The 24,589-nt window shown below is 58.4% G+C and carries 30 protein-coding genes and 2 pseudogenes; 12 read left to right on the top strand and 20 right to left on the bottom strand.

Annotation, left to right across the window (positions count from 1 at the left end; translation table 11 throughout):
• Window positions 1-23: 23 nt before the first annotated feature.
• The 6 genes from YH3_RS27285 to rpsB form a co-directional block, all read right to left on the bottom strand.
• Complete coding sequence (locus tag YH3_RS27285) at window positions 24-752, bottom strand: class I SAM-dependent methyltransferase (RefSeq protein WP_058038631.1); 729 nt, start codon at window positions 750-752, stop codon at window positions 24-26.
• A gap of 6 nt (window positions 753-758) precedes the next feature.
• Entirely contained in the window at window positions 759-1,655 is an 897-nt protein-coding gene (locus YH3_RS27280; protein ID WP_003942673.1) for a phosphatidate cytidylyltransferase, read from the bottom strand.
• A gap of 48 nt (window positions 1,656-1,703) precedes the next feature.
• Window positions 1,704-2,261, bottom strand: a complete 558-nt coding sequence (gene frr, locus YH3_RS27275) for a ribosome recycling factor (RefSeq protein ID WP_003942777.1) — start codon at window positions 2,259-2,261, stop codon at window positions 1,704-1,706.
• Between the two features lie 43 nt (window positions 2,262-2,304).
• Window positions 2,305-3,033, bottom strand: coding sequence for a UMP kinase (gene pyrH, locus YH3_RS27270; protein WP_003942722.1), 729 nt, complete (start codon window positions 3,031-3,033; stop codon window positions 2,305-2,307).
• A gap of 200 nt (window positions 3,034-3,233) precedes the next feature.
• On the bottom strand, window positions 3,234-4,061 hold the full coding sequence (gene tsf, locus YH3_RS27265) for a translation elongation factor Ts (protein ID WP_007734877.1): 828 nt from the start codon (window positions 4,059-4,061) through the stop codon (window positions 3,234-3,236).
• Window positions 4,062-4,213: 152 nt separating this feature from the next.
• Window positions 4,214-5,071, bottom strand: a complete 858-nt coding sequence (gene rpsB / locus YH3_RS27260; protein WP_003942709.1) for a 30S ribosomal protein S2 — start codon at window positions 5,069-5,071, stop codon at window positions 4,214-4,216.
• Between the two features lie 313 nt (window positions 5,072-5,384).
• Between rpsB and YH3_RS27255 the strand changes: the two genes are divergently transcribed.
• Entirely contained in the window at window positions 5,385-5,879 is a 495-nt protein-coding gene (locus tag YH3_RS27255) for a M23 family metallopeptidase (RefSeq protein WP_007734876.1), read from the top strand.
• 25 nt (window positions 5,880-5,904) lie between these two features.
• Here YH3_RS27255 and YH3_RS27250 read toward each other — a convergent pair whose 3' ends face one another.
• Both YH3_RS27250 and YH3_RS27245 read right to left on the bottom strand, forming a co-directional pair.
• Window positions 5,905-7,014 carry a MinD/ParA family protein gene (locus tag YH3_RS27250; protein WP_003942711.1) on the bottom strand — a complete coding sequence of 370 codons (1,110 nt, stop codon included), beginning with the start codon at window positions 7,012-7,014 and terminating at the stop codon, window positions 5,905-5,907.
• Between the two features lie 123 nt (window positions 7,015-7,137).
• Window positions 7,138-8,064: a tyrosine recombinase XerC gene (locus tag YH3_RS27245; protein WP_003942767.1), complete on the bottom strand. Its 927-nt coding sequence runs from the start codon at window positions 8,062-8,064 to the stop codon at window positions 7,138-7,140.
• A gap of 84 nt (window positions 8,065-8,148) precedes the next feature.
• Here YH3_RS27245 and YH3_RS27240 point away from each other — a divergent pair, with 84 nt between their 5' ends.
• Window positions 8,149-9,321, top strand: coding sequence for a multidrug effflux MFS transporter (locus tag YH3_RS27240; RefSeq protein WP_007734871.1), 1,173 nt, complete (start codon window positions 8,149-8,151; stop codon window positions 9,319-9,321).
• On the opposite strand, the gene YH3_RS27235 is transcribed toward YH3_RS27240, so the two are convergent.
• The 4 genes and pseudogenes from YH3_RS27235 to YH3_RS27220 all read right to left on the bottom strand — a co-directional run.
• The gene (locus YH3_RS27235; protein ID WP_007734868.1) at window positions 9,318-10,088 is read right to left on the bottom strand and encodes a siderophore-interacting protein; all 771 of its coding nucleotides are present in this window, start codon (window positions 10,086-10,088) and stop codon (window positions 9,318-9,320) included. The genes YH3_RS27240 and YH3_RS27235 overlap by 4 nt on opposite strands.
• Window positions 10,089-10,381: 293 nt before the next feature.
• Window positions 10,382-10,741 (bottom strand): Lsr2 family protein, encoded by a 360-nt coding sequence (locus tag YH3_RS27230; RefSeq protein ID WP_003942721.1) that lies wholly within the window; start codon window positions 10,739-10,741, stop codon window positions 10,382-10,384.
• Between the two features lie 460 nt (window positions 10,742-11,201).
• Complete coding sequence (dprA, locus tag YH3_RS27225) at window positions 11,202-12,329, bottom strand: DNA-processing protein DprA (RefSeq protein ID WP_007734867.1); 1,128 nt, start codon at window positions 12,327-12,329, stop codon at window positions 11,202-11,204.
• Window positions 12,326-12,925: pseudogene (locus YH3_RS27220) on the bottom strand (ATP-binding protein); the annotation flags it as partial. The gene dprA and the pseudogene YH3_RS27220, both read right to left, overlap by 4 nt.
• Before the next feature lie 46 nt (window positions 12,926-12,971).
• On the opposite strand from YH3_RS27220, the gene YH3_RS27215 reads away from it, so the two are divergent.
• Complete coding sequence (locus tag YH3_RS27215) at window positions 12,972-14,447, top strand: recombinase family protein (protein WP_082920691.1); 1,476 nt, start codon at window positions 12,972-12,974, stop codon at window positions 14,445-14,447.
• Here the strand turns inward: YH3_RS27215 and YH3_RS35175 are convergent.
• A complete protein-coding gene (locus YH3_RS35175; protein ID WP_154100373.1) occupies window positions 14,398-15,168 on the bottom strand; it encodes a TetR/AcrR family transcriptional regulator in 771 nt (256 codons plus the stop codon). The two genes, YH3_RS27215 and YH3_RS35175, sit on opposite strands and share 50 nt — an antisense overlap.
• Before the next feature lie 263 nt (window positions 15,169-15,431).
• Here YH3_RS35175 and YH3_RS27210 point away from each other — a divergent pair, with 263 nt between their 5' ends.
• From YH3_RS27210 to YH3_RS27175, 9 genes are all read left to right on the top strand, one after another.
• Window positions 15,432-15,725 carry a hypothetical protein gene (locus tag YH3_RS27210; protein WP_154100372.1) on the top strand — a complete coding sequence of 98 codons (294 nt, stop codon included), beginning with the start codon at window positions 15,432-15,434 and terminating at the stop codon, window positions 15,723-15,725.
• The gene (locus YH3_RS27205; RefSeq protein WP_154100371.1) at window positions 15,722-15,985 is read left to right on the top strand and encodes a hypothetical protein; all 264 of its coding nucleotides are present in this window, start codon (window positions 15,722-15,724) and stop codon (window positions 15,983-15,985) included. The genes YH3_RS27210 and YH3_RS27205 overlap by 4 nt, the downstream gene beginning before the upstream one ends.
• A 317-nt stretch (window positions 15,986-16,302) precedes the next feature.
• On the top strand, window positions 16,303-17,310 hold the full coding sequence (locus YH3_RS27200; protein ID WP_154100370.1) for an IS481 family transposase: 1,008 nt from the start codon (window positions 16,303-16,305) through the stop codon (window positions 17,308-17,310).
• Window positions 17,311-17,470: 160 nt separating this feature from the next.
• Window positions 17,471-17,641 carry a hypothetical protein gene (locus tag YH3_RS36270; protein ID WP_193777207.1) on the top strand — a complete coding sequence of 57 codons (171 nt, stop codon included), beginning with the start codon at window positions 17,471-17,473 and terminating at the stop codon, window positions 17,639-17,641.
• Window positions 17,642-17,759: 118 nt separating this feature from the next.
• On the top strand, window positions 17,760-20,012 hold the full coding sequence (locus YH3_RS27195) for a type IV secretory system conjugative DNA transfer family protein (RefSeq protein ID WP_064444465.1): 2,253 nt from the start codon (window positions 17,760-17,762) through the stop codon (window positions 20,010-20,012).
• Window positions 19,996-20,184, top strand: a complete 189-nt coding sequence (locus YH3_RS27190; RefSeq protein ID WP_064444464.1) for a hypothetical protein — start codon at window positions 19,996-19,998, stop codon at window positions 20,182-20,184. The genes YH3_RS27195 and YH3_RS27190 overlap by 17 nt, the downstream gene beginning before the upstream one ends.
• 23 nt (window positions 20,185-20,207) lie before the next feature.
• Window positions 20,208-20,462 (top strand): hypothetical protein, encoded by a 255-nt coding sequence (locus tag YH3_RS27185; RefSeq protein WP_154100369.1) that lies wholly within the window; start codon window positions 20,208-20,210, stop codon window positions 20,460-20,462.
• Entirely contained in the window at window positions 20,459-20,749 is a 291-nt protein-coding gene (locus YH3_RS27180; RefSeq protein WP_064444462.1) for a hypothetical protein, read from the top strand. Before YH3_RS27185 ends, YH3_RS27180 begins: the two co-directional genes overlap by 4 nt.
• A complete protein-coding gene (locus YH3_RS27175) occupies window positions 20,742-21,011 on the top strand; it encodes a hypothetical protein (protein WP_064444461.1) in 270 nt (89 codons plus the stop codon). Before YH3_RS27180 ends, YH3_RS27175 begins: the two co-directional genes overlap by 8 nt.
• Before the next feature lie 70 nt (window positions 21,012-21,081).
• Here the strand turns inward: YH3_RS27175 and YH3_RS27170 are convergent, their stop codons facing one another.
• The 7 genes and pseudogenes from YH3_RS27170 to YH3_RS35725 form a co-directional block, all read right to left on the bottom strand.
• The gene (locus tag YH3_RS27170; RefSeq protein WP_148209200.1) at window positions 21,082-21,387 is read right to left on the bottom strand and encodes a hypothetical protein; all 306 of its coding nucleotides are present in this window, start codon (window positions 21,385-21,387) and stop codon (window positions 21,082-21,084) included.
• A 229-nt stretch (window positions 21,388-21,616) separates the two neighbouring features.
• The gene (locus YH3_RS27165; RefSeq protein WP_064444460.1) at window positions 21,617-21,976 is read right to left on the bottom strand and encodes an Lsr2 family protein; all 360 of its coding nucleotides are present in this window, start codon (window positions 21,974-21,976) and stop codon (window positions 21,617-21,619) included.
• A 150-nt stretch (window positions 21,977-22,126) separates the two neighbouring features.
• Window positions 22,127-22,324 (bottom strand): hypothetical protein, encoded by a 198-nt coding sequence (locus tag YH3_RS27160; RefSeq protein ID WP_064444459.1) that lies wholly within the window; start codon window positions 22,322-22,324, stop codon window positions 22,127-22,129.
• A gap of 10 nt (window positions 22,325-22,334) precedes the next feature.
• Window positions 22,335-22,757 carry a hypothetical protein gene (locus YH3_RS36895; protein WP_238592740.1) on the bottom strand — a complete coding sequence of 141 codons (423 nt, stop codon included), beginning with the start codon at window positions 22,755-22,757 and terminating at the stop codon, window positions 22,335-22,337.
• A 99-nt stretch (window positions 22,758-22,856) separates the two neighbouring features.
• Window positions 22,857-23,213, bottom strand: a pseudogene (locus YH3_RS37425) (M23 family metallopeptidase); the annotation flags it as partial.
• A gap of 1 nt (window position 23,214) precedes the next feature.
• Entirely contained in the window at window positions 23,215-23,562 is a 348-nt protein-coding gene (locus YH3_RS27150; RefSeq protein WP_042951595.1) for a hypothetical protein, read from the bottom strand.
• A 22-nt stretch (window positions 23,563-23,584) separates the two neighbouring features.
• On the bottom strand, window positions 23,585-24,568 hold the full coding sequence (locus YH3_RS35725; protein WP_154100368.1) for a hypothetical protein: 984 nt from the start codon (window positions 24,566-24,568) through the stop codon (window positions 23,585-23,587).
• Between the last annotated feature and the right edge of the window lie 21 nt (window positions 24,569-24,589).

The raw sequence follows: 24,589 nt of genomic DNA, 5'->3' as shown, positions 1-24,589 counted from the left end.
ACGTTCGTCTTTTGAGCCCGCCTTCACGCAAGTTCGAGTGATCGTGGTTTGGACCGAACATGGATCCGGTATCGCACCGTGAAGCCCAATCCCGTTACTTGCGAGAACGCACGCTCGGCAGTCTTCTCGGTGAACTCGATTCCGAGTACCCGCCGCATATCGTCTCGATTCTCGAACTCCCACCGGGTCTCGACGCGCGTGAGCGAGAATCCTTGAGCCTCGAAGAACGCTTCGACCGCCGCGGGATCGTATTTGGGCAGATCCGCCCTCATCCACTCCCCGTACGGGCCGGCGCTCACATCGAGATCCACGATCAGCAGGGCTCCCCCGGGCCTCAGGATGCGCATTGCTTCACGAATTCCCGGGCCGCAGCCTTTTCCGAAGAAGTACGCCGTACGGGCATGGACGAGATCGACTGAAGCATCCACCAGACCCGTGGACTCTGCTGAACCCTGGACTACGTCGATCGACGCCGAATCGCGGGTTCGTTCCCGCGCGGCCTTCACCAGCGGTGCGTGCGGCTCCACTCCGACAACACGACGGGCAGTACGAGCGAACTCCGGTAGATGGAACCCCGCCCCACAGCCGACATCGACGACATCGCGTCCAGTCCAGTCGACCCGGGCTCGCATCGCCGCCCAGAGGGAACCGTCGACGTCCTGCGCGCGGTTCTCGATTTCGTACACGTCCGGCCAATGCCAGATGTTCGGACTGGGAATGGGCTTGGATCGGCCGGAGAAGAAATCACGCACGAGAAATCAGACGAGTGCGTACAGAATCAGCCAGGTGACAAATGCCGACGGCAGGAGTGAATCCAGGCGGTCCATGATTCCGCCGTGGCCGGGAAGCAAGGTTCCCATGTCCTTGATGCCGAGTTCACGCTTGATCTGCGATTCGATCAGGTCGCCGACCGTCGCGACTACCACCAGGACGACACCGAGCAGGACGCCGATCATCGAATTCGCGTCGAGTATCAACGTCACCGAAAGCAAACTGCCGATGACGCAGAAAATGAGGGAGCCGACGAATCCCTCCCAGGACTTCTTCGGGCTCACAGCGGGCACCATCGGATGCTTCCCGAACAGCACTCCAGCCGCGTAGCCGCCGATGTCGGAGCACACGACACCGATCATCAGGACGAAGACGCGACCGGGGCCGTCGTCTTCGAGCACCATCAACGCACCGAATGACGCCAACAGCGGGATCCACGCCAGAACGAACACCGTGATGGAGGTGTCTCTCAGGAAGTTCTTCGGGGTCGCCTTGAGGCCGTGGTCGAACAACCGCCACACCATGCATACCAGGACGGTCGCGGTGAATCCGCTGAGCACCCCGACCGGTCCCCACGGCCAGCCGAGCCAGATCGTGGCTTGCCCGCCGACGAGAAGCGGAATTCGCGGCACCTCGATGTCGGCTTCACGAAGCCGCGTGGTGACCTCCCACGTCGCGATGAACATCGCGATCGCAACGACGGCGATCCATCCGGGGGGCAGGAAGATCAAAGTGCCGATGACCAAGGCGCCGAGGCCAGCTCCGACGCCGATGGCGGCAGGTAGGTTCCTGCCCGCCTTCGACTTCGGCGGTTGCGCGCCCTCAGCGCCGCCCGTAGGCCCGTCCGTGACGGGACCACCGGCGGTTCCCTCTTGTGCGTGCACCCAAACTCCCTGATCTACTCCCGACGACAAACACTGCAAATGAGGAGGCTATACCTCCATCAACTCTGCTTCCTTGTGCTTGACGAGTTCCTCGACCGTGTGCACGTACTTCGCCGTGGTCTTGTCGAGTTCTTTCTCTGCGCGACCGACCTCGTCCTCGCCGGCTTCACCGTCCTTCTGGATCCGGCCGAGTTCGTCCATCGCCTTGCGGCGGATGTTGCGCAGCGTGACCTTCGAATCCTCGCCCTTGGACTTGGCCTGCTTCACCAGTTCACGTCGACGCTCTTCCGTGAGCTGCGGAACCGAAATGCGGATGATGCTGCCGTCGTTGGACGGGTTCACACCGAGATCCGAGTTGCGGATCGCCGTCTCGATCGCGTTGAGCTGCGAAGCCTCGTACGGCTTGACGATGACCATGCGGGCCTCGGGGACGTTGATGCTCGCGAGCTGCGTGATCGGCGTGATCGAACCGTAGTAGTCGATCACGATGCGCGAGAACATACCGGGGTTCGCGCGTCCGGTGCGAACCGAGCCGAGATCGTCCTTGGCTACCGTGACAGCCTTTTCCATCTTCTCTTCTGCCTCGAAGAGCGCTTCATCGATCACGGCTGTTCCTCCATGTTGTTCTGCATCATTTTTTGGGTGTCACTCACGACTTGATCAGGGTGCCGATCTTCTCACCGGACACCGCGCGAGCGATGTTTCCTTCGGTGAGGAGGTTGAACACCATCATCGGCATCGAGTTGTCCATGCACAGGCTGAATGCCGTCGCGTCCGCGACCTTGAGCTCACGTTCGATGACCTCACGGTGCGTGATCTGTTCGTACATCGTCGCGTCCGGGTCGAGACGCGGGTCGGCCGAGTAGACGCCGTCGACAGCCTTGGCCATCAGCACTACCTCGGCACCGATCTCCAGCGCGCGCTGCGCAGCAGTGGTGTCGGTGGAGAAGTAGGGCATACCCATCCCGGCACCGAAGATGACTACGCGCCCCTTCTCGAGGTGCCTGCGTGCGCGAAGGGGGAGGTACGGCTCGGCGACCTGGCCCATGGTGATGGCCGTCTGCACGCGAGAATCGACGCCCGCCTTCTCCAGGAAATCCTGCAGAGCGAGGCAGTTCATGACGGTGCCTAGCATGCCCATGTAGTCGGAGCGCGCGCGATCGAGGCCACGCTGCTGCAGTTCCGCCCCGCGGAAGAAGTTTCCGCCGCCGATGACCACTGCAACCTGTACGCCCGATCGAACGACCTCTGCGATCTGCTCAGCCACCTTGGTGACCACGTCGGGATCGAGACCGACTTTGCCGCCTCCGAACATTTCGCCGCCGAGTTTGAGCAGGACCCGCTTGAATCCTGGACGTTCGTTGGCTGGTTCGGACATTGTTCTCCTCAGTTCGATACAAGACCTTGTAGGTCCTTCATTCTTCTTCTGCCGCCGAATCGGACACCGCGGCATAGGAAAGCCCCCGGGACTCGTCCCGAGGCACTCTCATCCTGCCTCATCGGAGGCCCCAGGTACACGTAGACCCCGCCGGTAGAGCAAATGCTCTTCAGGCGGGGTCCATGTGTGCGGGCTCCGAATTAAGCGGAGGCGCCGACCTCGAAACGCACGAAGCGCTTGATGGTCACGCCTGCCTCGTCGAGGATCGCCTTGACGGTCTTCTTGGAGTCCGTGACCGAAGACTGCTCGGTCAGAACGACGTCCTTGAAGTAACCGTTGACGCGGCCTTCGATGATCTTCGGCAGTGCCTGCTCGGGCTTGCCTTCTGCGCGGGCGGTCTCTTCGGCGATGTGACGCTCGGAAGCGACGATCTCCTCGGGAACCTCGTCACGCGTGACGTACTTCGCCTTGAGTGCTGCGACCTGCATTGCAGCGCCGCGAGCGGCCTCAGCAGCAGCATCGCCTTCACCGGTGTACTCGACGAGAACGCCGACAGCGGGCGGCAAGTCGGAGCTGCGCTTGTGCAGGTAAACGGCAACGGGGCCGTCGAAGGAAGCGACGCGGCTCAGTTCGAGCTTCTCACCGATCTTCGCGGACTGCTCCGCAATGACGGTGTCGATGGTCTTGCCGTCGAGCTCGAGCGCCTTGAGAGCGTCGAGGTCAGCAGGCTTACCAGCAGCAGCGACGGTCACGATCTCGTCGGCCAGCTTGATGAACTCGTCGTTCTTGGCGACGAAGTCGGTCTCGCAGTTGATCTCGATCATGACGCCGTCCTTGGCGACGACGAGACCCTCAGCGGTGGTGCGCTCTGCGCGCTTTCCGACATCCTTCGCGCCCTTGATGCGCAGCTGCTCGACGGCCTTGTCGAAATCGCCGTCTGCATCTGCGAGTGCGTTCTTACATGCCATCATTCCGGAGCCGGTGAGCTCACGGAGCCGCTTGACGTCAGCGGCGGTGTAGTTCGCCATGATTAGCGAGCCTCCTCATGTGTCTGTTTCGGACCTAGGACTAACGGTGAAGCACGGCCTAACGGTGAAGCACGGCCTGACGGTGGTGCTCGGGCCTAACGGTGAAACGGCCCTGACCAAAAGAACTCTTGGTCAGGGCCGGTTTCAACGAATCAGGCCTCGGTGGCCGGTGCCTCTGCGGCGGGGGCTGCCTCAGCCTCTGCAGCCGGAGCTGCCTCAGCCTCTGCGGCCGGAGCTGCCTGCGAGAGCAGTTCCTGCTCCCACTCGGCGAGGGGCTCGCCTGCGCCGGCTTCGGGCTTCGCGTCCTTGTCGGCGCTCAGTCCTGCACGTGCCTGCACACCTTCGGCAACCGCGGAAGCGACAACCTTGGTCAGCAGTGCTGCGGAACGGATGGCGTCGTCGTTGCCCGGGATCGGGTAGTCGACGAGGTCGGGGTCGCAGTTGGTGTCCAGGATCGCGATGACCGGGATGTTCAGCTTGCGAGCCTCGGCAACTGCCAGGTGCTCCTTGTTGGTGTCGACGATCCACACCGCGGAAGGAACCTTGGCCATGTCGCGGATACCACCAAGGGTGCGATCCAGCTTGGTCATCTCACGCGTGAGCATGAGGATTTCCTTCTTGGTGCGACCTTCGAATCCACCGGTCTGCTCCATTGCCTCGAGCTCCTTGAGGCGAAGCAGACGCTTGTGAACGGTGGTGAAGTTGGTGAGCATGCCGCCGAGCCAACGCTGGTTGACGTAGGGCATTCCGACGCGAGTCGCTTCGGAAGCGATGGACTCCTGCGCCTGCTTCTTGGTACCGACGAAGAGGACGGTGCCGCCGTGGGCAACGGTCTCCTTGACGAACTCGTACGCCTTGTCGATGTACGTCAGCGTCTGCTGGAGGTCGATGATGTAGATGCCGTTGCGGTCGGTCAAGATGAATCGCTTCATCTTCGGGTTCCAGCGACGGGTCTGATGTCCGAAGTGGGTTCCACTATCGAGCATCTGCTTCATGGTTACGACAGCCATGGCTGTGTACCTCAAACTTTCAATCCGGTTGATGCAGGCGATCGGGTGATCCCTGCCCTGGCACCCGCACGGCCGTCGGACCTGTTTCGTGAGAACCAGGACCAGCCGAGGCCGGAAAACGTGCGCGGGCGCGCGAAGTCGGACTGTGCGAGCACAGACCGCTCGACAAGTGTACGTCCTCGTCCCCCGATGCCATAACCACCCCGGAAGCAACAGACCGAACCGGCGGTTGTGGATCGGCGGTTACCTTGTGGATTACCCGTCTGATCTGCATTGAAGCGTGCGCTACTCCACGCAAGATCAAGGAATGACGATGTTGCGCGGAGCTCGACGAGGCGTGGCCTTCGCCGTGATCTCCTGCTGTGTCGCCGTAGGCACGGCGTCAGCAGACACGCGATTCGACTGGCCGCTCGCTCCTCGGCCGCACGTGGAACGCGCTTTCGACAAACCGGCCGAGAACTGGCTGCCGGGTCATCGCGGGGTCGATCTCGGCGGCAGCGCCGGCCAATCCGTCCTCGCGGCCGGTGACGGCATCGTGGTGTTCGCGGGAGTGGTCGCCGGAAAGCCGACGGTGTCGATCGATCATTCCGGCGGCCTACGCACGACCTACGAACCCGTCACCGCAGTCGTTCGCACAGGTGAACGCGTCGCAGCCAGGTCAGTGATCGGAACCCTCGAAACCGGGCACGAAGGGTGCGCTGTCGAAGCATGTTTGCACTGGGGCTTGCGCAGAGGACGCGAGTATCTCGATCCACTCGGACTGGTTCGGTCGCAACCGCTCAGGCTCAAGCCATTGAAAGGAGGCTGATCGGTCGCAGAAATCGGTCGCAGAATCAGTGCCACTCGGAAACGGCGTGCCGACCCACAGCGTCCGCGAAGTCGTCGGCCACCATCGCTGCCAGTTCCATGAACGCTCGTCTGGTGGCCGGTCGCATCAATTCGAGGTCCATCACCGACCCCTCCGCGAGATGCTCGTCGAAAGGAATGACCTCGACGGCGCGGCATCGACGCATGAAATAGTCCACCAACGCGTCCATGTCGATGACGCTCGACCCTGGTCTGGCGGCGCTGATGACGACGACGGTCCGCTCGACCAGATGGCCGTATCCGTGCAACTGAAGCCAGTCGAGCGTTGCCGCTGCACTGCGCGCTCCGTCGATTGCCGGCGAACTGACCAGAACCAACGAATTGGCAAGATCGAGAACGCCGTTCATCGCCGAGTGCATGATCCCGGTACCGCAATCAGTGAGGATGATGTTGTAGTAGACCTGCAAGATGTCGATGACCTGGCGATAGTCGGCCTCGCTGAATGCCTCCGAAATCGCCGGATCCTGCTCACTCGCCAGCACCTCGAGACGACTCGACGACTGGGATGTGTGCACTCGAACGTCCGAATAGCTCTTTATGTCCGGTCTAGCAGCAATCAGATCGCGCACTGTCGAATTGGTCTGCAGCGGAACACGTTGTGCCAAGGTCCCGAAATCGGGATTGGCGTCAACCGCCACGACGCAGTCACCACGCAGCGAAGCAAACGTCGCACCGAGTCCGACCGTGACCGTCGTCTTGCCCACTCCCCCTTTGAGCGAGAGCAGAGCGACTCGGTAGTCGTTGCGGATCGGCTGCTCGATTCGGGCGGCCAGTGCACGGTTGCGCTGTTCGTTGGTCGAATCCCCCAGATTGACCACACCTCCGGTCGCACGATGCAATCCCCTACGCCAGCCGCCACGCGGCGTCCGTTTCGGGCGTTTCAGTAAAGCTTCGGCAACCAGATCCTGGTTTGTCACCTGCTGTTGGCTCGACGGTGGCGGTGGCGTGGACCAGACCTCTTGCAGTCGCGCCACAGGCTCCGGCGTCGGCGCCGGCTCGGGAGCCGGTTGCGGCGATTCGGACAGCCAGGCTGGTTGGCCGCTGTTCGGCAGGTGCTTCACATCTTGGCGGTTCACGAATCCCCCGGATATCGCATGTAATCGAGTGTCTCGACACGACGATCGAACTTTGCCGATTGTTCACTCTTCTGAGCTGCGACGCTACCAAATACCAGCCGAGAACTCGCGTCGCTCCACAAATCAGGCGCGCGGATGGGCCTGATCGTGGACGGATCGAAGCCGTTCGACCGACACGTGCGTGTACAGCTGAGTGGTCGCCAAACTCGCATGACCGAGGAGTTCTTGGACCACACGAAGGTCCGCACCACCCTCCAGCAAATGTGTCGCAGCCGAGTGCCGAAGCCCGTGCGGACCCATGTCGGGAGCCCCTGGAATTGCAGCCATGGTTTCGTGGACCACCGAACGCGCCTGACGCTGATCGAGCCGGCCGCCTCGAACTCCGAGGAGCAACGCTCGCCCGGATCGATCCGAACACAGCGCGGGTCGTCCGTGCTCCAGCCAGCCGTTCAGTGCCGATTCTGCGGGCAGGCCGTATGGCACCGACCGCTCCTTGTTCCCCTTGCCGAGAACACGAAGCAATCGTCGATCGGCATCGACCGACTCGACGTCCAGTCCACACAACTCGCCGACGCGAATTCCGGTGGAGTACAACAATTCCACGATGAGTCGGTCTCGCAGGGCGAGCGGCTCTTGTTGCTGCGCACCGCTTTCCGCCGCATCCATTGCGTCGAGGGCCTGGCTCTGACGCAGCACCGTCGGCAGCGTCCGGCGAGCTGGTGGAGCCGCCAGACGTGTGCCCGGGTCGACGGAAATGCGTCCGGTCTGCGCGAGCCACGCAGTGAACCCACGCGCCGAAGAAGCCCGTCGAGCTACCGTCGTACGGGCTGTTCCTACGGCATTCTGGGCGGCCAACCACGAACGCATGACACTTAGGTCGAGGCGGTCGAGATCTGCATTCTCCGAACCCGCGGAGAAATGGGTCAGCAATGCCCGCGCGTCACCGACGTAGGCGCGGATCGTGTGTTCCGACCGGCCTCGGCTCAGTCGGAGGTGCTCGGCATACGCATCGAGGTGAACGCTCAAGCTCGCCGGCAATGCGTCAGTCATGAACACACGCTCGCTCGCCGCGATTGAAACTGCAAGCTCCCTCGCCGATAGGGTTGATCGGTGAATCGAGCAATTCCTCTGAAGATGTTGTGCGTACTGGCACTGATTTCCGCAATCGCTCCACTGTCCATCGACATGTACCTGCCCGGCCTACCGTTGATGGCGGATGCACTCGACACTACTGCGGCCAGCGTTCAGCTCACGCTGACCACCTTCATGGCAGGCCTCGGAATCGGCCAGCTGATCATCGGTCCGATCTCCGACGGACTTGGCAGGCGACGAATACTGCTGGCCGCGACAATCATCACGGCACTGAGCGGCGCGGCATGCGCGGTGGCGCCGAACATCGAGTTTCTCATCGGTGCACGACTCGTCCAGGGCTTGAGTGGAGGCGCTGCCATCGTTCTTGCCCGCGCTTGTATTGCCGACCGAGCGCGCGGCGACGACGCAGCGAAGCTCTTCAGCATCATGATGATCATCGGCGGTATCGCTCCCGTCGTCGCGCCACTGATCGGCGGCGCACTTCTCGGCCCCGTCGGGTGGCGCGGGATCTTCTGGGTCCTGGCGGTCGCGGGCGCTGTAATGGTGGCTGGTGTCGTTTTGCTCGTTCCCGAGACACTTCCGCCCGAGCGACGCCACGGCGGCGGATTGAAGGCCCTGATCTCGAATCTGCGATACGTGGTCCGCAATCGGCACTACCTCGGATATGCGCTCGCATTCGTCTTCGGATTCGGCGCCTTGTTCGCGTACATCTCCGCGTCACCGTTCGTCGTTCAGAACGTTCTCGGGCTGAGTCCGTCACAATTCTCGATCGCGTTCGCAGTGAACGCCACCGGAATGGTCACGGCAGCGATGATCACCACTCGCCTGCTCGGTCGCGTCGGAGCACGCACGCTGCTGCGTTTCGGGGTGTGCCTACTCCTCATGGGCGGCGCCGTATTGTTCTGCACCAGCGTGGTTTTCAGTTCCACGAATACCTGGTTGATCTTGGTCCCACTGTTCGTGGCAATTTCGAGCATCGGGTTCATCATGGGCAATGCGACCGCTCTCGCCCAAGGAGAGGTCACCAACGCGGCCGGGACCGGTTCAGCGCTGATGGGAGCGGGCCAGTTCGGCTTGGCGGCGCTGGTTTCGCCGTTGGTGGGAATTGCGGGAGAAGACACGGCAGTTCCGATGGCAATCGCAATTCCCACCTTCGGAGTTCTCGCGGCCGTTGCGCTCGTGTTGCTGACTCGCGGCACGGCCGCCGCGAGTTAGTTTTCGGCCGCAGCGAGTTCGGACTTCCAGACCCGGAAGCCCTCTTCGGTGCGACCACGACGCCAATAGCCGGAAATAGAAGCAGCCGACGCCGGGACATTTCGTTCCTTGCGAATGTACGGCCGGAGGTTGTGCATGACGGCTTGCGCTTCACCGTGAATGAACACGTGCGGTTCGCCCGGCAACCACTCGAGCGCCTTGACCGCGGCGACAACCGGAGCGTTGTCGCCCGCCAATTCTTCGCCGACCGCGTCGGACGATGCCCCGCGATGCAGCCAGGTCACGGCAATACCTTCTGGGGCATCGAGCGCGATTTCGTCTTCCGGTCCCCCGACCTCGACGACGGCGTAGCCGACCGCATTCGGCGCCAATCGCGCTATCGACGCGGAAATAGCGGGTATTGCGGTCTCGTCTCCGACGAAGAGATACCAATCAGCGGTTGGTGACGGCGAAAACGCGCCACCGGGTCCCCGCAGAGTAATCTCAGCGCCCGGCTGAACTGACGCGGCCCACGGACCTGCGACACCCATGTCGCCGTGGACGACAAAATCGATTGCAATCTCTTTGGCATCAAGATCGTACGAACGAATCGTGTAGGTGCGCAGTGTCGGCTGATCAGGAGTGCCGAATTCGATCTTTACATAGGAATCGCTGTATTCGCTGGGAGTGAACGACTCGAAGCCTGGTCCCCCGAGAAACACTCGTACCATATGGGGGGTCAATTGTTCGGTCCGCAGAACCGTCAATGCAGTTGTCGGCTTGGCCACAGAAAGATCCTTCCGAAAGTTAGTGTTACCTAACTAATGTACACGACAATTGCAGCACGAGGGCGAAATACCTCGCCGGCGACTCCACATAGCGCTCTGTCGACCTTTGTGCAGAGCGAAAGAAACCGACCAATCTGCTGGGTAAATTCGGTGCTGTTTAGACGAATTATCTGATCAGCTTCACACGGACGACCTGTCGGACAAAGCTGTCCGAGAACTCGGCAAAGCAACAGTAAAATACACCTCTGGCTCCCGGCGAGTTCGCCGAGAGCCAGAGGTGTATTTAATTCAATCTAGTGTGCAGCGTCGAAAGCGTCGATGATTTCCGCTTTGATACGCCCACGCGGAGCAACTTCGTAACCGTTCTTACCTGCCCAGTCACGGATGGCCTGGAGCGTCTCCTTGGAGCGTCCGGAACCTGATGTGGCCTGCGGAGATGCAGCCTGAGCCTTCTTGCCGCGCTTCCCGCTCACCTTCGCAGCAGCCTCCACGAACGGCTTCACCGCAGCGTCGAACTTCTCTGCATTGGTGGCGCGCAGATCGATCACGTAATCCGTTCCCTGGTAAGAGAACTCAATTCGATCACCGAATCCATCGTCAATCGGCTTACCATCAAGGTCGTCGATGAGTTGCCGAATCAGCTTCTCAGCCATTGCACTCCTCTTTCAATGATCGATTCAATTCTCCTTCACAATACACAGATAGAGCGTTGATGAACAAAAGAAGTTCGAAAGCCTTCACCGTTTCCGAACAGACTCAATGGTCCGAATTAGCAGCGGGTTAGCGGCATTGCCTCGACCGAACACGACCCTGAAAATTCTGCACATTCATCCCTCGGATGCCGGGTGTCAATCAATGCCCGCCGTCATCGTGATCCAGACTAATCGGACTTCCACGCACATTGACCTGAGGCTTTCCTGAGACCCGTCGAACTTGCAGGTCGGGTCGGCGAAAGCATCGAGAATTACATTGCACACAGTCGAGCAAATTCGTGAAAGATAGCCCTGACGTGCCATTTTCGATGCGCTGCGGGTATTGACGATTCACGGTCTTCACAAACGATTAGTGAGCATCGCCACGCATGGTCTGACGGGCGCAGAAGTAGTTCACGTACTACCGCGTCCGAAACCAACCACTGGAATCAGAACTTGCAAATCCCTCCAGTTCGAGCAGAGGAAGAGTGGCACGAACCTGAGCTATGAGCAATCCCGATTCCTCGGACAACTCACGCGTACTGCGAGACCCCGTTCCCGGCAATGCTTCGTATACCAATCGAGAATTGCCTCGCAATGCGTCGATGTCACGCGTCGCGGCCGCATCCTCCGCGGAATCCCCGACACCAAATGGGCCTGACGCTTCGACTACATCCACGGCATTGGAAACGAGTTGCGCTTCACCTTCGCGGATCATCCGGTGACATCCGGTCGACGATGCCGAGGTAACCGGTCCGGGCACCGCCATCACGGGACGGCCTAACTTCCGAGCCCAATTGGCGGTATTGCGTGCACCACTGCGCCAACCCGCCTCGACCACCACTACTCCGTCCGACAACGCAGCTACCAGTCGATTCCTTGCCAGAAACCGGAACTTTGCAGGTGTTGTGCCCGGTGGATATTCACTTATCACTGCACCCGAACTCGCTATCTGTTTGAGTAGTCGCGCATGCCCTGACGGATACGCTCGATCCACGCCACAGGCCAAGACAGCCAGTGTGGTTCCACCTACGCCCAATGCAGCGCGGTGCGCGGCCCCGTCGATACCGAAGGCCGCCCCGGAAATCACGGTCCATCCGTCGACAGCCAGGTCACCGGCAATCTCTGCCGTCACGTGTTCGCCGTACGCAGTAGATGCTCGCGTGCCGACAATCCCAACCGACCTCTCGGTCAGATCAACCAAATCCCCGGACCCCAACACCCACAACACAAATGGCGCCGTCTCACCCCCGGAGGCATCGAGTCCGTCGAAGGAAAGCATTCGCCACGCCGGCCAATCGGCGCAGTTCGGTGTTACGAGCCTGCCACCCATCGCCTCCATCAGGTCGAGGTCTCGTTGGGCTGTGTCGATGTGAGCGCGGGCTCGTGTCTTCTCCTCGATCGCGGGTGGCAGATCGCCGTTGCGGACCGCCCTCGCAGTTTCTTCGACCCCGAGCTCGTCGATCAACATGGACATATACGCGCTTGGGCCCTGCACGACGCGGGACAGATATGCCCAAGCGAGTAGTCGCGGATCGTGCGCAGTCATTGGAATCCCCTGTCTCGGAAGTCGAGTGCGGTGACAACTTGGTCTGGTCCGGGCATCGCCTCACCTGCCAGATCGGCGACACTCCAGGCAACCCGCAACGCTCGGTCCGCCCCACGAGCAGTGATGACACCTTTACGCAGCGCCCGTTCCACCGGCGCCAGCGCTGCACGCGAGAGTCTGAACTTCTGTCTCAACGCCGGCCCTGGCACCTCCGCGTTGGTCCGCCACCCGTACTCACTCCACCGCTGGGCTGCAGTGTCTCGAGCTGCCGCCACGCGCGCACGAACATCGCTGGTGCTTTCCCCCACTTCGTCGATCAGCGCTCCGGTTGCTACCGCCTGCATCCGGACCCTGATGTCGACTCGGTCCAACAACGGGCCAGACAATTTCCCCAGGTAACGGCGACGCGCCGCGGGTGCGCAGACGCAGTCCGCGTCTCGCGGCGGCGCGCATGGGCACGGATTCGCGGCCAGGATCAGCTGGAACCGCGCCGGGTACCGAGCAACTCCGTCCCGCCGGGCGATTCGCACTTCCCCGTCTTCGAGTGGTGTGCGTAGCGCTTCGAGCACCTTCACCCCGATCTCGGCACATTCGTCGAAAGATTGTGAAATGCCCCACACGTTGATACAATAAGGGGTACAGATGCAAGACCGAATTACCAACTCTCCCAACACCTTCGCGGCAATCTACTGCCGAATCAGTAGCGATAAAACAGGCAAAAGCGCTGGAGTCGAACGCCAGCAATCAGACTGCCGCGTAATGGCCGATCGCCTCGGCCTCTCGGTTCAGCACGTACTCGTAGACAACGACATCAGCGCGTACTCCGGAAAGCCCAGGCCCGGCTACAAACAGTTGCTGGAGCTGATGAGGACAGGCGCTGTCGGGACGGTTCTGGCATACCACCAGGACCGCTTGCAGAGATCTCCCGTCGAACTCGAGGAATATGTCGACGTATCCGAGATCCATCGTGTGACGACCCACACCGTTCTTGCCGGCCACATTGACCTGTCCACACCCTCAGGCCGTTTCAACGCCCGGATCATCGGTGCGGCGGCCCGGTACGAAGTCGAACACATGATCGAGCGCCAGCAGACCGCCAAGTTGCAAGCCGCCAAGGATGGCAAGTACCTCGGAGGGCAACGCCCCTTCGGCTTCGAGCCTCAGCGCAAAGCTATCCGCGAGAGCGAGGCCGCCATCATCCGTGACATGTACGAGAGGTTCGTCGTCGGGCGGTCATGGTGGTCGATTGCAGTCAGCTTGAATCAACGAGGAATCCGAACAACCCACGGCAAGGACTGGAACTCACTCAAGGTTCGCAACGTCTTGATCCGACCGATCAATGCAGGGATCGTGCTGCACAAGGGTGTCGAGTATCCCGCCCAGTCACCTGCAATCCTCAGCCCAGACGAGTGGGCGAACCTCAAGCTTGCGATCGACATCAGCCGAAGGAAGTCACCTCATCCCGGACGGGCGCGCAAGCATCTATTGAAAGGGTTCCTCATCTGCGGGGCCTGTGGCGAGAAGATGTTCCACAAAAGCAAGCAGCAAAGAGACGGGTCGTACAAGACCACGGCCGCGTGTGGAAAGACTGACAACCAAACGGGTCGCCAGCACGGATGCGGGAAGGTTTCGCGAATGGTCGAGCCGATCATCGACCTGGTTGTGGACTCAATTATGTTCCGTCTCAACTCACCCGAGCTCGCTACGACACTCCACAAACACAAGACGAGCGCAGACACGTTGAAGACACTGAACGACCAACAGCGAGCCTTAGAATCGTCAATCAACGAGATCACGGATGACTACTACGTCAACAAACTTCTCACACGCGAGCAGTTCGAACGCGCAAAGACGCAGGCAGACAACGACTTAGCGCTCATCACCAAGCAAATTGATGCCGAGTTAGTGAGCGAGGCAGTCAACACGACAGACGTAAGCGGCGACCTCCGTGAACGGTGGGAGAACGAGACACTTGAATGGCAGCGTTCACTGTTGTTTCTACTCATTGATCGGATCTCTGTCCACCCCCTCCCTCGCGTGTCGGGTTACAAGTACCCAAAGTACAAGTCTAAGTGGAGGTTTGATCCTGAACTGATTCAGATTGAATGGAAGGCGTAGGGTACTTAGCGGTCAGGTACTCAGTGAGAGCATCAGCGGCCTTCCTAGCAGTGGCCCAACCATCCTCTTCGTCAGTAAAGTTCAAGATGCGGCGGGCATAGATTGCGCCGTATACGTGGTAGTTGATTGCTACTTGATCTTCGTTGTCTAGAACCGAATTCAGGTATCGCTCTACAACATCGATTGCCTCTTTCACGAAGAGTCCGGCAGTCACGTCTACGCGCGCCAACGGAAACCGAACATCTAGTTCGACACTAACCCGATAGCCGATCAGAATGGCGTAGAACAGCCGATCCCTGAGAACATTGGGTGCGGAAAACTCCAAATCGTCTGGTACGCGATGACTTTCGATGGATTGATCAAATGCACTAGGCGCAGCATCCGACGTTGTCAGTAGTGAAATCGCGTCCGCGGACATCACTCTCAACCTTTGCCAGGATTCATGAAATTCCTGCGGCGGCTCTTCGTGGACCACTTCACTCGGAGCAATAAGGCGAAGCAAGTAGGCCCTCACAGCTTCGTCAAGCCCGTGGAAGTAGCTATAGAAGGTCGGAGTGCTGATGCCTGCCGCCTTCGCCACATTGATCACGGTAAACATCTTGCGGTCATCCCACCTCTGCTCACCAAGCGCGTCAAGGATGAAGTTCCGCGTCCGCCGACGCTTGGTTCGTGCGCTTGCAGTCATTGCAGCATCCCGAGGAACGTCTGAGCGATCAGTCATGCCCGTAGCGTACGTCACTTGTCGGCGCAAGCTATATGCCGCGTGTCAGATTTGCCGTTCGATGCTGAACTTTCTCGTTGACGACGAACTTCACAGCTGTTACGTTCATTCCAGATCGCAAGCCAACGGATCGACGCAGATTGAAAACTCCACACAGGAAGCGCCTTCAACCGCAGTTCGATACAGGCGGTTTGAACGTCGCTTCCAACCGCTTCGCACCGCGCCACTTGTGGCGGTGCCTCAACTCCCACAAGGAGATTCAAGTGAAGAAGCAACTTACTCGCGGTGAGTACAACGGGACACCGACCGAAGTCAGCACCACATCACCGAGCGGGCTGTTGGAACAGTACGCACTTCGGGTGGCACTGGAACAAGAAGCTAACGCCTTCGAGTACATGGCCAGCACGGACAACTTGCACTGGGCTCTCAATATTTCCGAGGCCGGACGTGCACGAGTAGGCAATGACGAGGTTGGCAATGCCATTGTTCACGGTTTCGTGACGGCATTCGCGTCAAACGTCACCGAGCGCCAGCGCCGACGCATGATGGGGCAGTGACCATGGAAATGATCATTGCAGCGGCAGTCATCGCAGTCTGGTTTGCTGGCATGTTCTGGTGGGCCTTCCAGCGCAACAAGTCTCAACCTGATAGTCGGCGCGAAACCACAGTTCAACCCGCGCCACTCTCAGTCCACGATCGCCGTCTGCTCGATCAAGACGCCGATCGCATGGAGTACGTACGCAGCATGATCGCTATGAATCGCGCACTTGATGAGTACGTACTCCGCACTCCGAACGCGATGAAATATCGCCATTAGGTCGCAGGACCACTTACGGGGACAGGAGACGCTGCCTGTCCCCGTAAGTGTGGCGACTTTACTTCACGTCTCAGGTGGCATCTGCCGCGTAACTCTCGATTCAGATCCACTCAACCGAGAGTCGCCGAATGAACATCGGAAGATACTGAAGCCCCGAAGGGTAAATCATGGAGCTGTTAAGCGCACTTGCATTTCTGTTCATCCTAGGTGTTGTGGGTATGGACGTTGCTGACGCGGGACTGAAGGGGACGGGCTGGTCCTCGGCGTAAGAATGGGAGTTGCGACACAACCGTTCTCGACCAAAAAGGACCAGCCCTGTGACACACCGTAATGCCCCACTTACTGTTGAAGGAAGACGCCGCCTGATCGAGCGGTGCCAGAGTCGTCCGATCGCCCACGTAGCCGCCGAAATGGGTATCTCCCGCCAATGCGCCTCCAAGTGGGTCAACCGGTATCGCAAATACGGTGACCTGGGAATTCAGGACCGGTCCAGCGCACCGAAACATCACCCGACTGCCACAGCAACGGAGGTCGTGGCCGAGATCGAAGCGATGCGCCGGACCCGGAAATGGTCGGCCTCGCGCATCACGTTCGAACTGCGTACCGACGGCATCGTCATTGCTCGTCGAACAGTCACGAAAATCCTGCGGAACCTGGGATTGCACCGTCGCCGGTTCATCGACCCGAACGGCGAAACCAACCGAAAACCCCAGGTCATCGCCGCCAAGCGACCTGGTCAGATGGTCCACGTCGACGTCAAGAAAGTCGGGAAGATCCCGGACGGCGGCGGGTGGCGTGCCCACGGCCGCGGCTCCGACAAGGCCAAACGATCCCAACGCCGGAAAACGAAGAACAAGCAGGCCCGTGTCGGTTACACCTACCTGCATTCCGCGATCGACGGCAACACCCGCCTGGCGTACACCGAGGCCCGCGACAACGAAACCGCAGCAACAGCCATCGATTTCATGAACAACGCCCGATTCTTCTTCGCCGCCCACGGCATCACCCGTATCGAGCGCGTGATCACGGACAACGGATCATGCTACAGGGCAGCAGATTTCACATCTTCACTGCGAGAAACGCGGCACTACCGCATCAAGCCGTACACCCCGAAACATAACGGGAAGGTCGAACGCTACAACCGTATCCTCGCCGAAGAACTGCTGTACTCCCGCGAGTACACCAGCGAAGCCGAGCGGCGCACTGCCGTCGAAATCTGGAATGTTCACTATAATTACCACCGACCGCATTCAACACGCGGAGGACGACCGCCTGCCGCTTACCGCCGGCATCGCGTAACTAACGTCCGTGCCTCGTACACCTAGGAATCCCGATCTGGCTGGTACTCCTCGCCCTCGCCTTCTTCGACAAGCGCCTGAAGAGACGCGCAGTCAACGAGTACGTCCAGAAGGTCGAGGAGCGAGCCGCAACCTACGCCAATGAGGCAGAGATCATCGACCAGTACTTTCGAAGGAGGTACGACTCATGATCAAACGCCTTCCCTCCGTTGCCGCGTCGATGATCGGCATCGCGATCGCTCTTTCGATCGCGGTGCCGGTCATCCAAGCAGCAGCTCCCCTGATCATCACCGTGGTCATCGCGATCGCCGTCTCGGTCATCGCATGGCGAGCCGCAAAGTTCTACCTGCGTCTCTAGCCGTCACTTTCGTCAAGTGACGAATTATCAAGAGTGTGTCAAGCTGGGAGTAGACAATGATCGAACGTCTACTCCCAGTCTTGTACCCACCAGATCCCCTTGAGAGGGGCGATTCCTGATGGGCTTCTTCTCGAAACATCAACGCGCGTACGACACTTCGCGTGACTCGTTCATCCTCACCTTCCAGCCTGAGCTTCCGGAAGAACGTGTCACTGCGTTTCTCCGCTCGATCGGCACGTCACTTCTCCCCGGCTCTCACGCCTTCGATGGCACACCGACCATCGTCTTCGAGGTTGTCGTCTCCCCCAACGGGATTCAGCACATCATCCGTTTTCCGAAGGGGAAAGGGCAGTACCTCATGAAGATGCTGCGAACTTCGGTAGACGGCATCGGATACCAGGAGTACGACGACAAGGTTGCTTACAAGTACGACTACGGCGTCTCGATCAAGATGCACAACGGGGCAAGAACTCTGGCCTTGGCGAGCGAATCTGATTACAGCGCTCGGCTTCTCGGTTCGATGCAAGACGCTGTGGAAGACGGCGACGAACTGATACTGCAGTGGGTGATCTGCCACTCCAACGCGAAACGAATCGCTCACGGGACAGAGAACGTCTCAAGTGCCAACACCACCATCTGGCAGGCCTTGATGGGCAAGACCATTGCTAGTCCTGAAGAGATCGGTGATCGTCGGGCGAAGCAGTCTGATCAAATGTTCCTGGCAACGGGGCGTATCGCTGCAAAGGCCGCCAACCAGAAGCGAGCGATGCGTCTCGTGAACGATGTCGTGACTGCGCTGACCAGCGAATCGGGTGCAGCTTACTTCAAGACGAAACCTGTCGATCCGGTGAAGCTGTCGGATCAAATTGAGTTTGCCCGCACCCCGTTGATCATGACTGCTGAACTTTCGACCAAGGAGCTGAGCGGAGTCATCGCCTGGCCCATGGGTTCTCGTGTGCCTGACATTCCAGGGTTGGTCAGAGGGACAACACAACACCGCCCACCGACAAACGGGGTTCCTCGAAGTGGGCTGGTGCTTGGTCGCAGCACGATGCCCGGAGTAGAACGCCCGATCGCACTGGACTGGGAGAAAGCGCTCACTCACCTGTACATCGGTGGGGCAACTGAAGTCGGTAAGACAACGCTTGCTGAACGACTCTTGAGACAGACGATCGACAAGGGCTATGGGGCTTTCGTGTTCGAGTACGAGGGCAACCTGCTCAACAAAGGGCTCAACCAGGTTCCCGCACACCGACTCGATGATGTGATCGTTATCGACTTCACTCGAAACCAGTTCCCGGTGGGGTTGAACATCATCAAGCTCGGTTCGCCGAGTCTAGTTGCAGGACAGCTCACTACCTTGCTCGAAGCGATCTACCCCGACAACAAGAGCGTCTACACACGAAAACTGATCAGCCACATCATTCCCGCACTCGAAGTCGTCCCCAACGCGACCCTCGCAGACGTCCTGGTCATGGCGAACCCGCGTAACCCAGTCGAACTCGCATGGGCACGCGATGTGGCCGGCAAGCAGAAAGATCGCCCGATCAAGCAGTTCCTCACCGACTGGCTCGGCAAGAGCAAGGAAACACGAGAGAAGGACAGTCAGGCGCTCGAAAACCGACTCTGGGAGATCTTGACGCCTGCCGAGTCGCGATACTTGGTTACTCAAGAAACGTCGTCGTTCGATCCGTTCGACGTGATCAACAACAACCGTCTGTTGTTCGTGAACTTCGCAGGAGTATCGGAACAGGTCGCATCGTTGATCGGCAGCTTCATCGTGTCGGCGCTGTGGCGAGCTGCAAGTGCATCAGCCCCTGAGAAGCTCAACCTGATGTTCATCGATGAGTTCCAGTACTTCAGCAGACTGAACTCGGACTTCGAGGACATGCTTGCCACCGCCCGTCGTAAGAAGCTCGGACTAGTCCTAGCAACTCAGTACGTTGAACGCCTCCCGACCTCAACTCAAGACGCGATTGCAGCGAATGCCCGTTCGAAGATTATCTTCCAGTCCAGCCCGAAGAGCGCACAGATCCATCAACGTGACTTCGCAGACCGCACGATCACTGCAGAACAGATCGTCAACCTGAAAGCGTTCGACGCCCTTGCCCGAATCAACACCAAAGAGGGCACGAGTAGGCCGTTCACGATGCACACCTATCCCGAAGCGATCGGCTACGGGCACGGCCAACGCGCCTTCCAAATCTCGGAGCAGAAGTACGGAAGGAGTATCGAGTCCATCGATGCTGCGGAAGTTCAGCGTCGTAGACCAACTATGCCAACGCAGCAGTCGCACAAACCCATTGGCACTTCAACATACGACGTGCCCGACGATCAGAACCGGGAGATCAAAGATGACGCTGCAAGCTGAAGCAGTTACCACGATTGAGAAGCTGGTCGAAGATGCGCACGAGATGGCAAGTGCTGTAGACGATCTACGCGAAGAGAATCCCGCACTCGCGATGATCATGCTAGTCAGCCTGAACGCCTACCTGGAGCACATTCAGTTCCGCATCAGCCAAGCCGTCCAGCACTCACCATGACCGACCTGCCGATTGGAGCAGTGATGACAGATCTTCCGCCCGTCCAGATCCTCGACAACCTCATCGATCAGGCATTTGCGATGAGAAAACTTGGACAGACGATCACACGAGTCAGCGAAGAGCTGATCTTCGAAGCCGAGAAACATCGTCAAGCGATCGAGCAATACGGCACTGAATCACTTCTGCGATTGTTCCAGGTCTCCTACAACTTGAACGAACTCAGAACTGCTTCGACCACGAATGTTCTTCAGCCACTACGAGCCTTGAGGATGGGATGATCATCATGGATGAACAGCGCACTGAATGGCAGCAGATCAACGACTCCATCTTGACCTACTTCGTCAACTTCACCAACGAGGGCGGACGCCCGATCATGGATGTAATCAAGGAGTGCTGCGAGAAGATCGAAGCGGGTACTGCCTCCCCAAACGAAGTCGATCTCGTCGAGTGGTTCAAACAGGAACTTGAGCACCGCGTTGAACGCGACAAAGACAGGGCGGCCTGGCTGGAGGATGTTCGGGTCTTCCAAGAGCTCCGGAAGATTCAGGAGGAGACCCGTGGGTGACGCCGATCGAATCAATGACCTGCAAGCCATGGTCGAGGCAGCGGAACGACTGGAGATGCACGCCGAGTCCGTCATGATCGAGTGTCGAGAAATCGCACACGAAGCGCGCCGCATGATGGGAGATGAGATTGATCCGAACAACTATCTCGACTCTCCGACTCGCGCACGCATCCAGGCAATCACTGGTGAAGTCGATTCACTCGCGAACCACGACTTCATCCGAATCCGAGACACCTTGAGAGACTTCACGGACATCAGGTGACGCCCCATCACGTCGATCTACGACCGAACCCCAGCAGACAGTTTCGTTGCTGGGGTTCGGTCTTTCTTGGCTATGCCTGCGTGAGATCAGTAGGCCGCTTACCAAGATGTTTCGCCCACGCTCGCTTACCTTCGCGCACTTCCTGGTACTTGATCGGCTGGTCCGGTGTGAGCGGGTCGCGTCCATCCTTACGTACCCAGTCAAGTGGAACCCAGGCGCTACCGTTCCGTCGGGCGATCAATGCCGGAGCTGGTGCATACCAGTTGCGCTGCAGGGCAAATGACTCAAGCTCGGACAACGAGTCAGACTCTTTCGCAGGATCGAGATCAGTGATCATGAAGTATCGACTCGACTTCCAGACTCCATAAGTTGGCATCCACACACCATACTGAGTGCCCACGACAATCACGCTCACTCCGGCACTCCCCTACCCGTCACGCTGAAAGGCGTTCTCCAGGGGTGACAAACTCCAGTAGCACTCCCCTACCCCGCCGATCCTCCACGGATTAACAGGGGTGAGCAGACAAAAAGACTCCCCCAACCAGATTTCAGCCAGGGGAGTCTGATGCCACCACATATAGCGGCGGAGAAGTGGTGCAGAGACGCTAGTGTGCTGCGTCGAAGGCGTCGATCACTTCAGCCTTGATACGCCCACGGGGTGCAACCTCGAAGCCATTCTTCACAGCCCAGTCACGAATCGCCTGAAGCTGTTCCTTTGAACGACCGGAACCACTTGCGGCATTGGGTGTTCCGCTTCCCTTGCGGGTCTTGCGGGCTACGCCGACCTTCTGTGCAGCTTCGATGTAAGGCTTGAGTGCCTTCTCCAGCTTGTCCACATTCGAGTCACGCAGGTCGATCGTGTAATCGGTTCCCTGGTAGGAGAATTCGACCTTCTGACCGAAGCCATCCTGAATATCCTTCCCATCGAGATCATCGATCAGTTGCTTGATGATGCGTTCAGCCACTTTGGTTCCCCCTTAGGAATTGAACAACAGACTTATTCAGTGAGTCCGAGCGTATCAGAGCTTGCAGGAGACGCCGCGCAACTCGCAGGACTTACATATCAAAAGCGCCTGACAACACGTGTCAGGCGCGACGCAAAATGCTTTTGAGAGCTAATTAGTGCTGCTTCGTTTGAAGTATCCAGCCGCAAACGCGACGATCGCTGTGATTGCAGATGCAACCTCCGCACTGAGTTCGACACCGAACTGTCCGGCAAGCCAGATGAGTACGATTGCGACAGATCCACCGATTCCGGCTGCTGCTACTTTCGATGTTGGGGCTGATGTTGGTTGATCGTATGTATGGTTCATGTTCACCTCCTTATTTCAATCCTGGTATGTATTTGCTGACGAACTGCCCAAGCCTGCGTAGGAGCGATTCGCCTGCTTCTTTGTCTGCGCGCTGCACGCTTTCGAGTTCCATCTTCCGTTTTTCAAGTTCACTGTTTTTCTCCAACGCAATTTCATTCTCATCTCGAAGTTTTTCCAGTTGGGCAGTCAGCTCTGGAGAGACATCCGGTCGTTGAATTAGTTGAGCGATTCTTGCGTTCGCTTCCTGCAGCTGAGCGTTGACTTGATCGAAGTACACGATCTTGTGATTTTGATTCAACCACTCCTCACTGCCTCGGAAGTTATCCATGGCAGATCGCGGCGTCATCCCCACCATACTTCGCGCTGCTGAATCATTTTCAGGTTCGCGGTGCAATCCAGTTCGATACAGTGCTACTCCATCGTCATAGTTCATAACTTCACCTCCTCCCGCTATTGCGGAACTTAAATAGTTGTTTGGATTCAAACGGCCAGACCATCCGTTCTGCCAGTTCGTCGGCTTACCCCAGAATTCGAAATGTAGGTGAGGACCTGTGACTTGGCCGGTGTTTCCCGAGTATCCGATTACCTGTCCTTGACTCACTTGCTGACCCTGGCTCACTGCGAACCGACTCAGGTGTGAGTAAGCGCTGTAAATGTCGCCGTGGTCGAGAAGAATCGCGTTTCCGGCTACTGACAGGAACCCACCATGATTTGCTCCTGGTCCTGCGAAACTAACTCTTCCGTCGCCAGTCGCCCGTACAGCAGTTCCTAGAGAGCATCCGTAATCAATGCCCGTATGACCCAGTTGCCCAAGCGACCTGTAGTAGTCGGGGTTCTCGCCGAACTGTTGCGTGATCCGATCCGAAACTGGCGTTAAGAATCTAGCCATGTCACCTCCTATCTATCCTGATTATCTCCGTCATGTCCTGGCTCTGAACTGCTCCCCAAAGAGCCAGGCCGACCAGGCTGAGCACGAGCACCCTGGTAATCCAATTGGTTGCGATGCTCCACGCTTTGAGCAGGCCTGCCAACTCCGTGCGCGGGACATACGTATCCTCCACTTGTTTCTTATACGCAGTGAAGTCCTCAGTCTTGACGACCGCCAGGCTGTCTAGGCGCTCAATAATCCGACGGTCGTTCTCGACCATCTCGGCGTGCCGTTCGTCTGAATGCTTAATTACTGTCTTAATGACAGCTACATCGGTGACAAGTCGGTTAATCTTTTCTTGGTCATTCATTCAAGCTCTAATCCTAGGATAATCAGCTGTAGAAGCGATTCAACTTAACTTGATACAACTTCCTGGACTGATAGCTCGGATTGTTAACCCCACTGGCATTCTGCTGAACATTAATTGTGTACGTTCCAGCAACAGCATATTGATAGGTCGTCTCTAAACGTATTCCGTTCGGAAACCAAGCCCCCGACCCGATGTTTGTTGTAGTAGATGTCGTACTTAGGATTTCGACTGAACCAGTGCTGTCATAGAGACGCCAGTCGGCTTGCAATGTGCCACCAACGGTAACCTTCGGAAGAAATACTTTTATCTCTACCTCAGTCTTGTCTCGCGGCGTCGTAAAAGTCAAATTCGGACCAAATGTAACAAAGGAACCAGGAGTCGCCACGCTGAATGTCGAAGTATCGGTCGAGTTATATAGCACGTCTCTTGCAGACGCGAGCGACGTGACGGGTATTGAATAATCCGGAATACTCGCTGCAATCCCACCGATCGCAGTGTTCCTCCGGTCGGTAATATTCGAAGTGGCAACTTGCGATACGCTGGTACCAACTAGCACCGTTGCATAGGTATCGTAAGGATTCGCTGCCCCGATAGCGGCCTTGATCTGCGCATCTGTCGGCGCGACAGGTGATACACCTGGAGTTCCAGCCACCGCAGCGAGTTTGTAGATGTTGGTGTTGTTCGTTCCACTTGGCACTGTCACTGACTTATCAATGTAGCCGACGATCGCATCGATTCGAGGATTGCTCACATTGGCCGTTGCGATCGTAACTGTTTCTCCCCCAACGGTATCTATCGCAACGTGGTAGCCGATCTGACCTGGGAACGTACCCTCCCGGATCAGTCCGCTGCCTGGGTTGACGACCACAGCCATACTCGCTGATGCCGTCTGTGTGACGTTTAATCCCTTGAAGACATTCCCTGTAAAGAAGTTCGTCGTGTTGATGAATGTCCCGTAGTAGTCTGAGTTTCCTCCTGCCGCTGGATTGATTAGTAGTTTCGCCATGCCTTTAATACCCTTCTTTCT

This window comes from Rhodococcus sp. YH3-3 (genome assembly GCF_001653035.1).
GTDB classification, from domain to species: Bacteria; Actinomycetota; Actinomycetes; order Mycobacteriales; family Mycobacteriaceae; genus Rhodococcus_F; species Rhodococcus_F qingshengii.
Note: the sequence above shows the minus strand (reverse complement) of the source record. Positions and strands in the feature narration are given on the sequence as shown.

Coding starts and splice junctions, on each gene's coding strand:
- YH3_RS27245 (WP_003942767.1), bottom strand. CDS start 8,064: ATGACTGACGCATTGCCGGCGAGCTTGAGCGTTCACCTCGATGCGTAT.
- YH3_RS27230 (WP_003942721.1), bottom strand. CDS start 10,741: ATGGCTGAGAAGCTGATTCGGCAACTCATCGACGACCTTGATGGTAAG.
- YH3_RS36270 (WP_193777207.1), top strand. CDS start 17,471: ATGATCAAACGCCTTCCCTCCGTTGCCGCGTCGATGATCGGCATCGCG.
- YH3_RS35175 (WP_154100373.1), bottom strand. CDS start 15,168: ATGACTGATCGCTCAGACGTTCCTCGGGATGCTGCAATGACTGCAAGC.
- YH3_RS27195 (WP_064444465.1), top strand. CDS start 17,760: ATGGGCTTCTTCTCGAAACATCAACGCGCGTACGACACTTCGCGTGAC.
- YH3_RS27240 (WP_007734871.1), top strand. CDS start 8,149: ATGTTGTGCGTACTGGCACTGATTTCCGCAATCGCTCCACTGTCCATC.
- YH3_RS27255 (WP_007734876.1), top strand. CDS start 5,385: ATGTTGCGCGGAGCTCGACGAGGCGTGGCCTTCGCCGTGATCTCCTGC.
- YH3_RS27180 (WP_064444462.1), top strand. CDS start 20,459: ATGATCATCATGGATGAACAGCGCACTGAATGGCAGCAGATCAACGAC.
- YH3_RS27185 (WP_154100369.1), top strand. CDS start 20,208: ATGACAGATCTTCCGCCCGTCCAGATCCTCGACAACCTCATCGATCAG.
- dprA (WP_007734867.1), bottom strand. CDS start 12,329: ATGACTGCGCACGATCCGCGACTACTCGCTTGGGCATATCTGTCCCGC.
- YH3_RS35725 (WP_154100368.1), bottom strand. CDS start 24,568: ATGGCGAAACTACTAATCAATCCAGCGGCAGGAGGAAACTCAGACTAC.
- YH3_RS36895 (WP_238592740.1), bottom strand. CDS start 22,757: ATGAACTATGACGATGGAGTAGCACTGTATCGAACTGGATTGCACCGC.
- YH3_RS27215 (WP_082920691.1), top strand. CDS start 12,972: ATGCAAGACCGAATTACCAACTCTCCCAACACCTTCGCGGCAATCTAC.
- YH3_RS27150 (WP_042951595.1), bottom strand. CDS start 23,562: ATGAATGACCAAGAAAAGATTAACCGACTTGTCACCGATGTAGCTGTC.
- tsf (WP_007734877.1), bottom strand. CDS start 4,061: ATGGCGAACTACACCGCCGCTGACGTCAAGCGGCTCCGTGAGCTCACC.
- YH3_RS27190 (WP_064444464.1), top strand. CDS start 19,996: ATGACGCTGCAAGCTGAAGCAGTTACCACGATTGAGAAGCTGGTCGAA.
- YH3_RS27170 (WP_148209200.1), bottom strand. CDS start 21,387: ATGCCAACTTATGGAGTCTGGAAGTCGAGTCGATACTTCATGATCACT.
- YH3_RS27160 (WP_064444459.1), bottom strand. CDS start 22,324: ATGAACCATACATACGATCAACCAACATCAGCCCCAACATCGAAAGTA.
- rpsB (WP_003942709.1), bottom strand. CDS start 5,071: ATGGCTGTCGTAACCATGAAGCAGATGCTCGATAGTGGAACCCACTTC.
- pyrH (WP_003942722.1), bottom strand. CDS start 3,033: ATGTCCGAACCAGCCAACGAACGTCCAGGATTCAAGCGGGTCCTGCTC.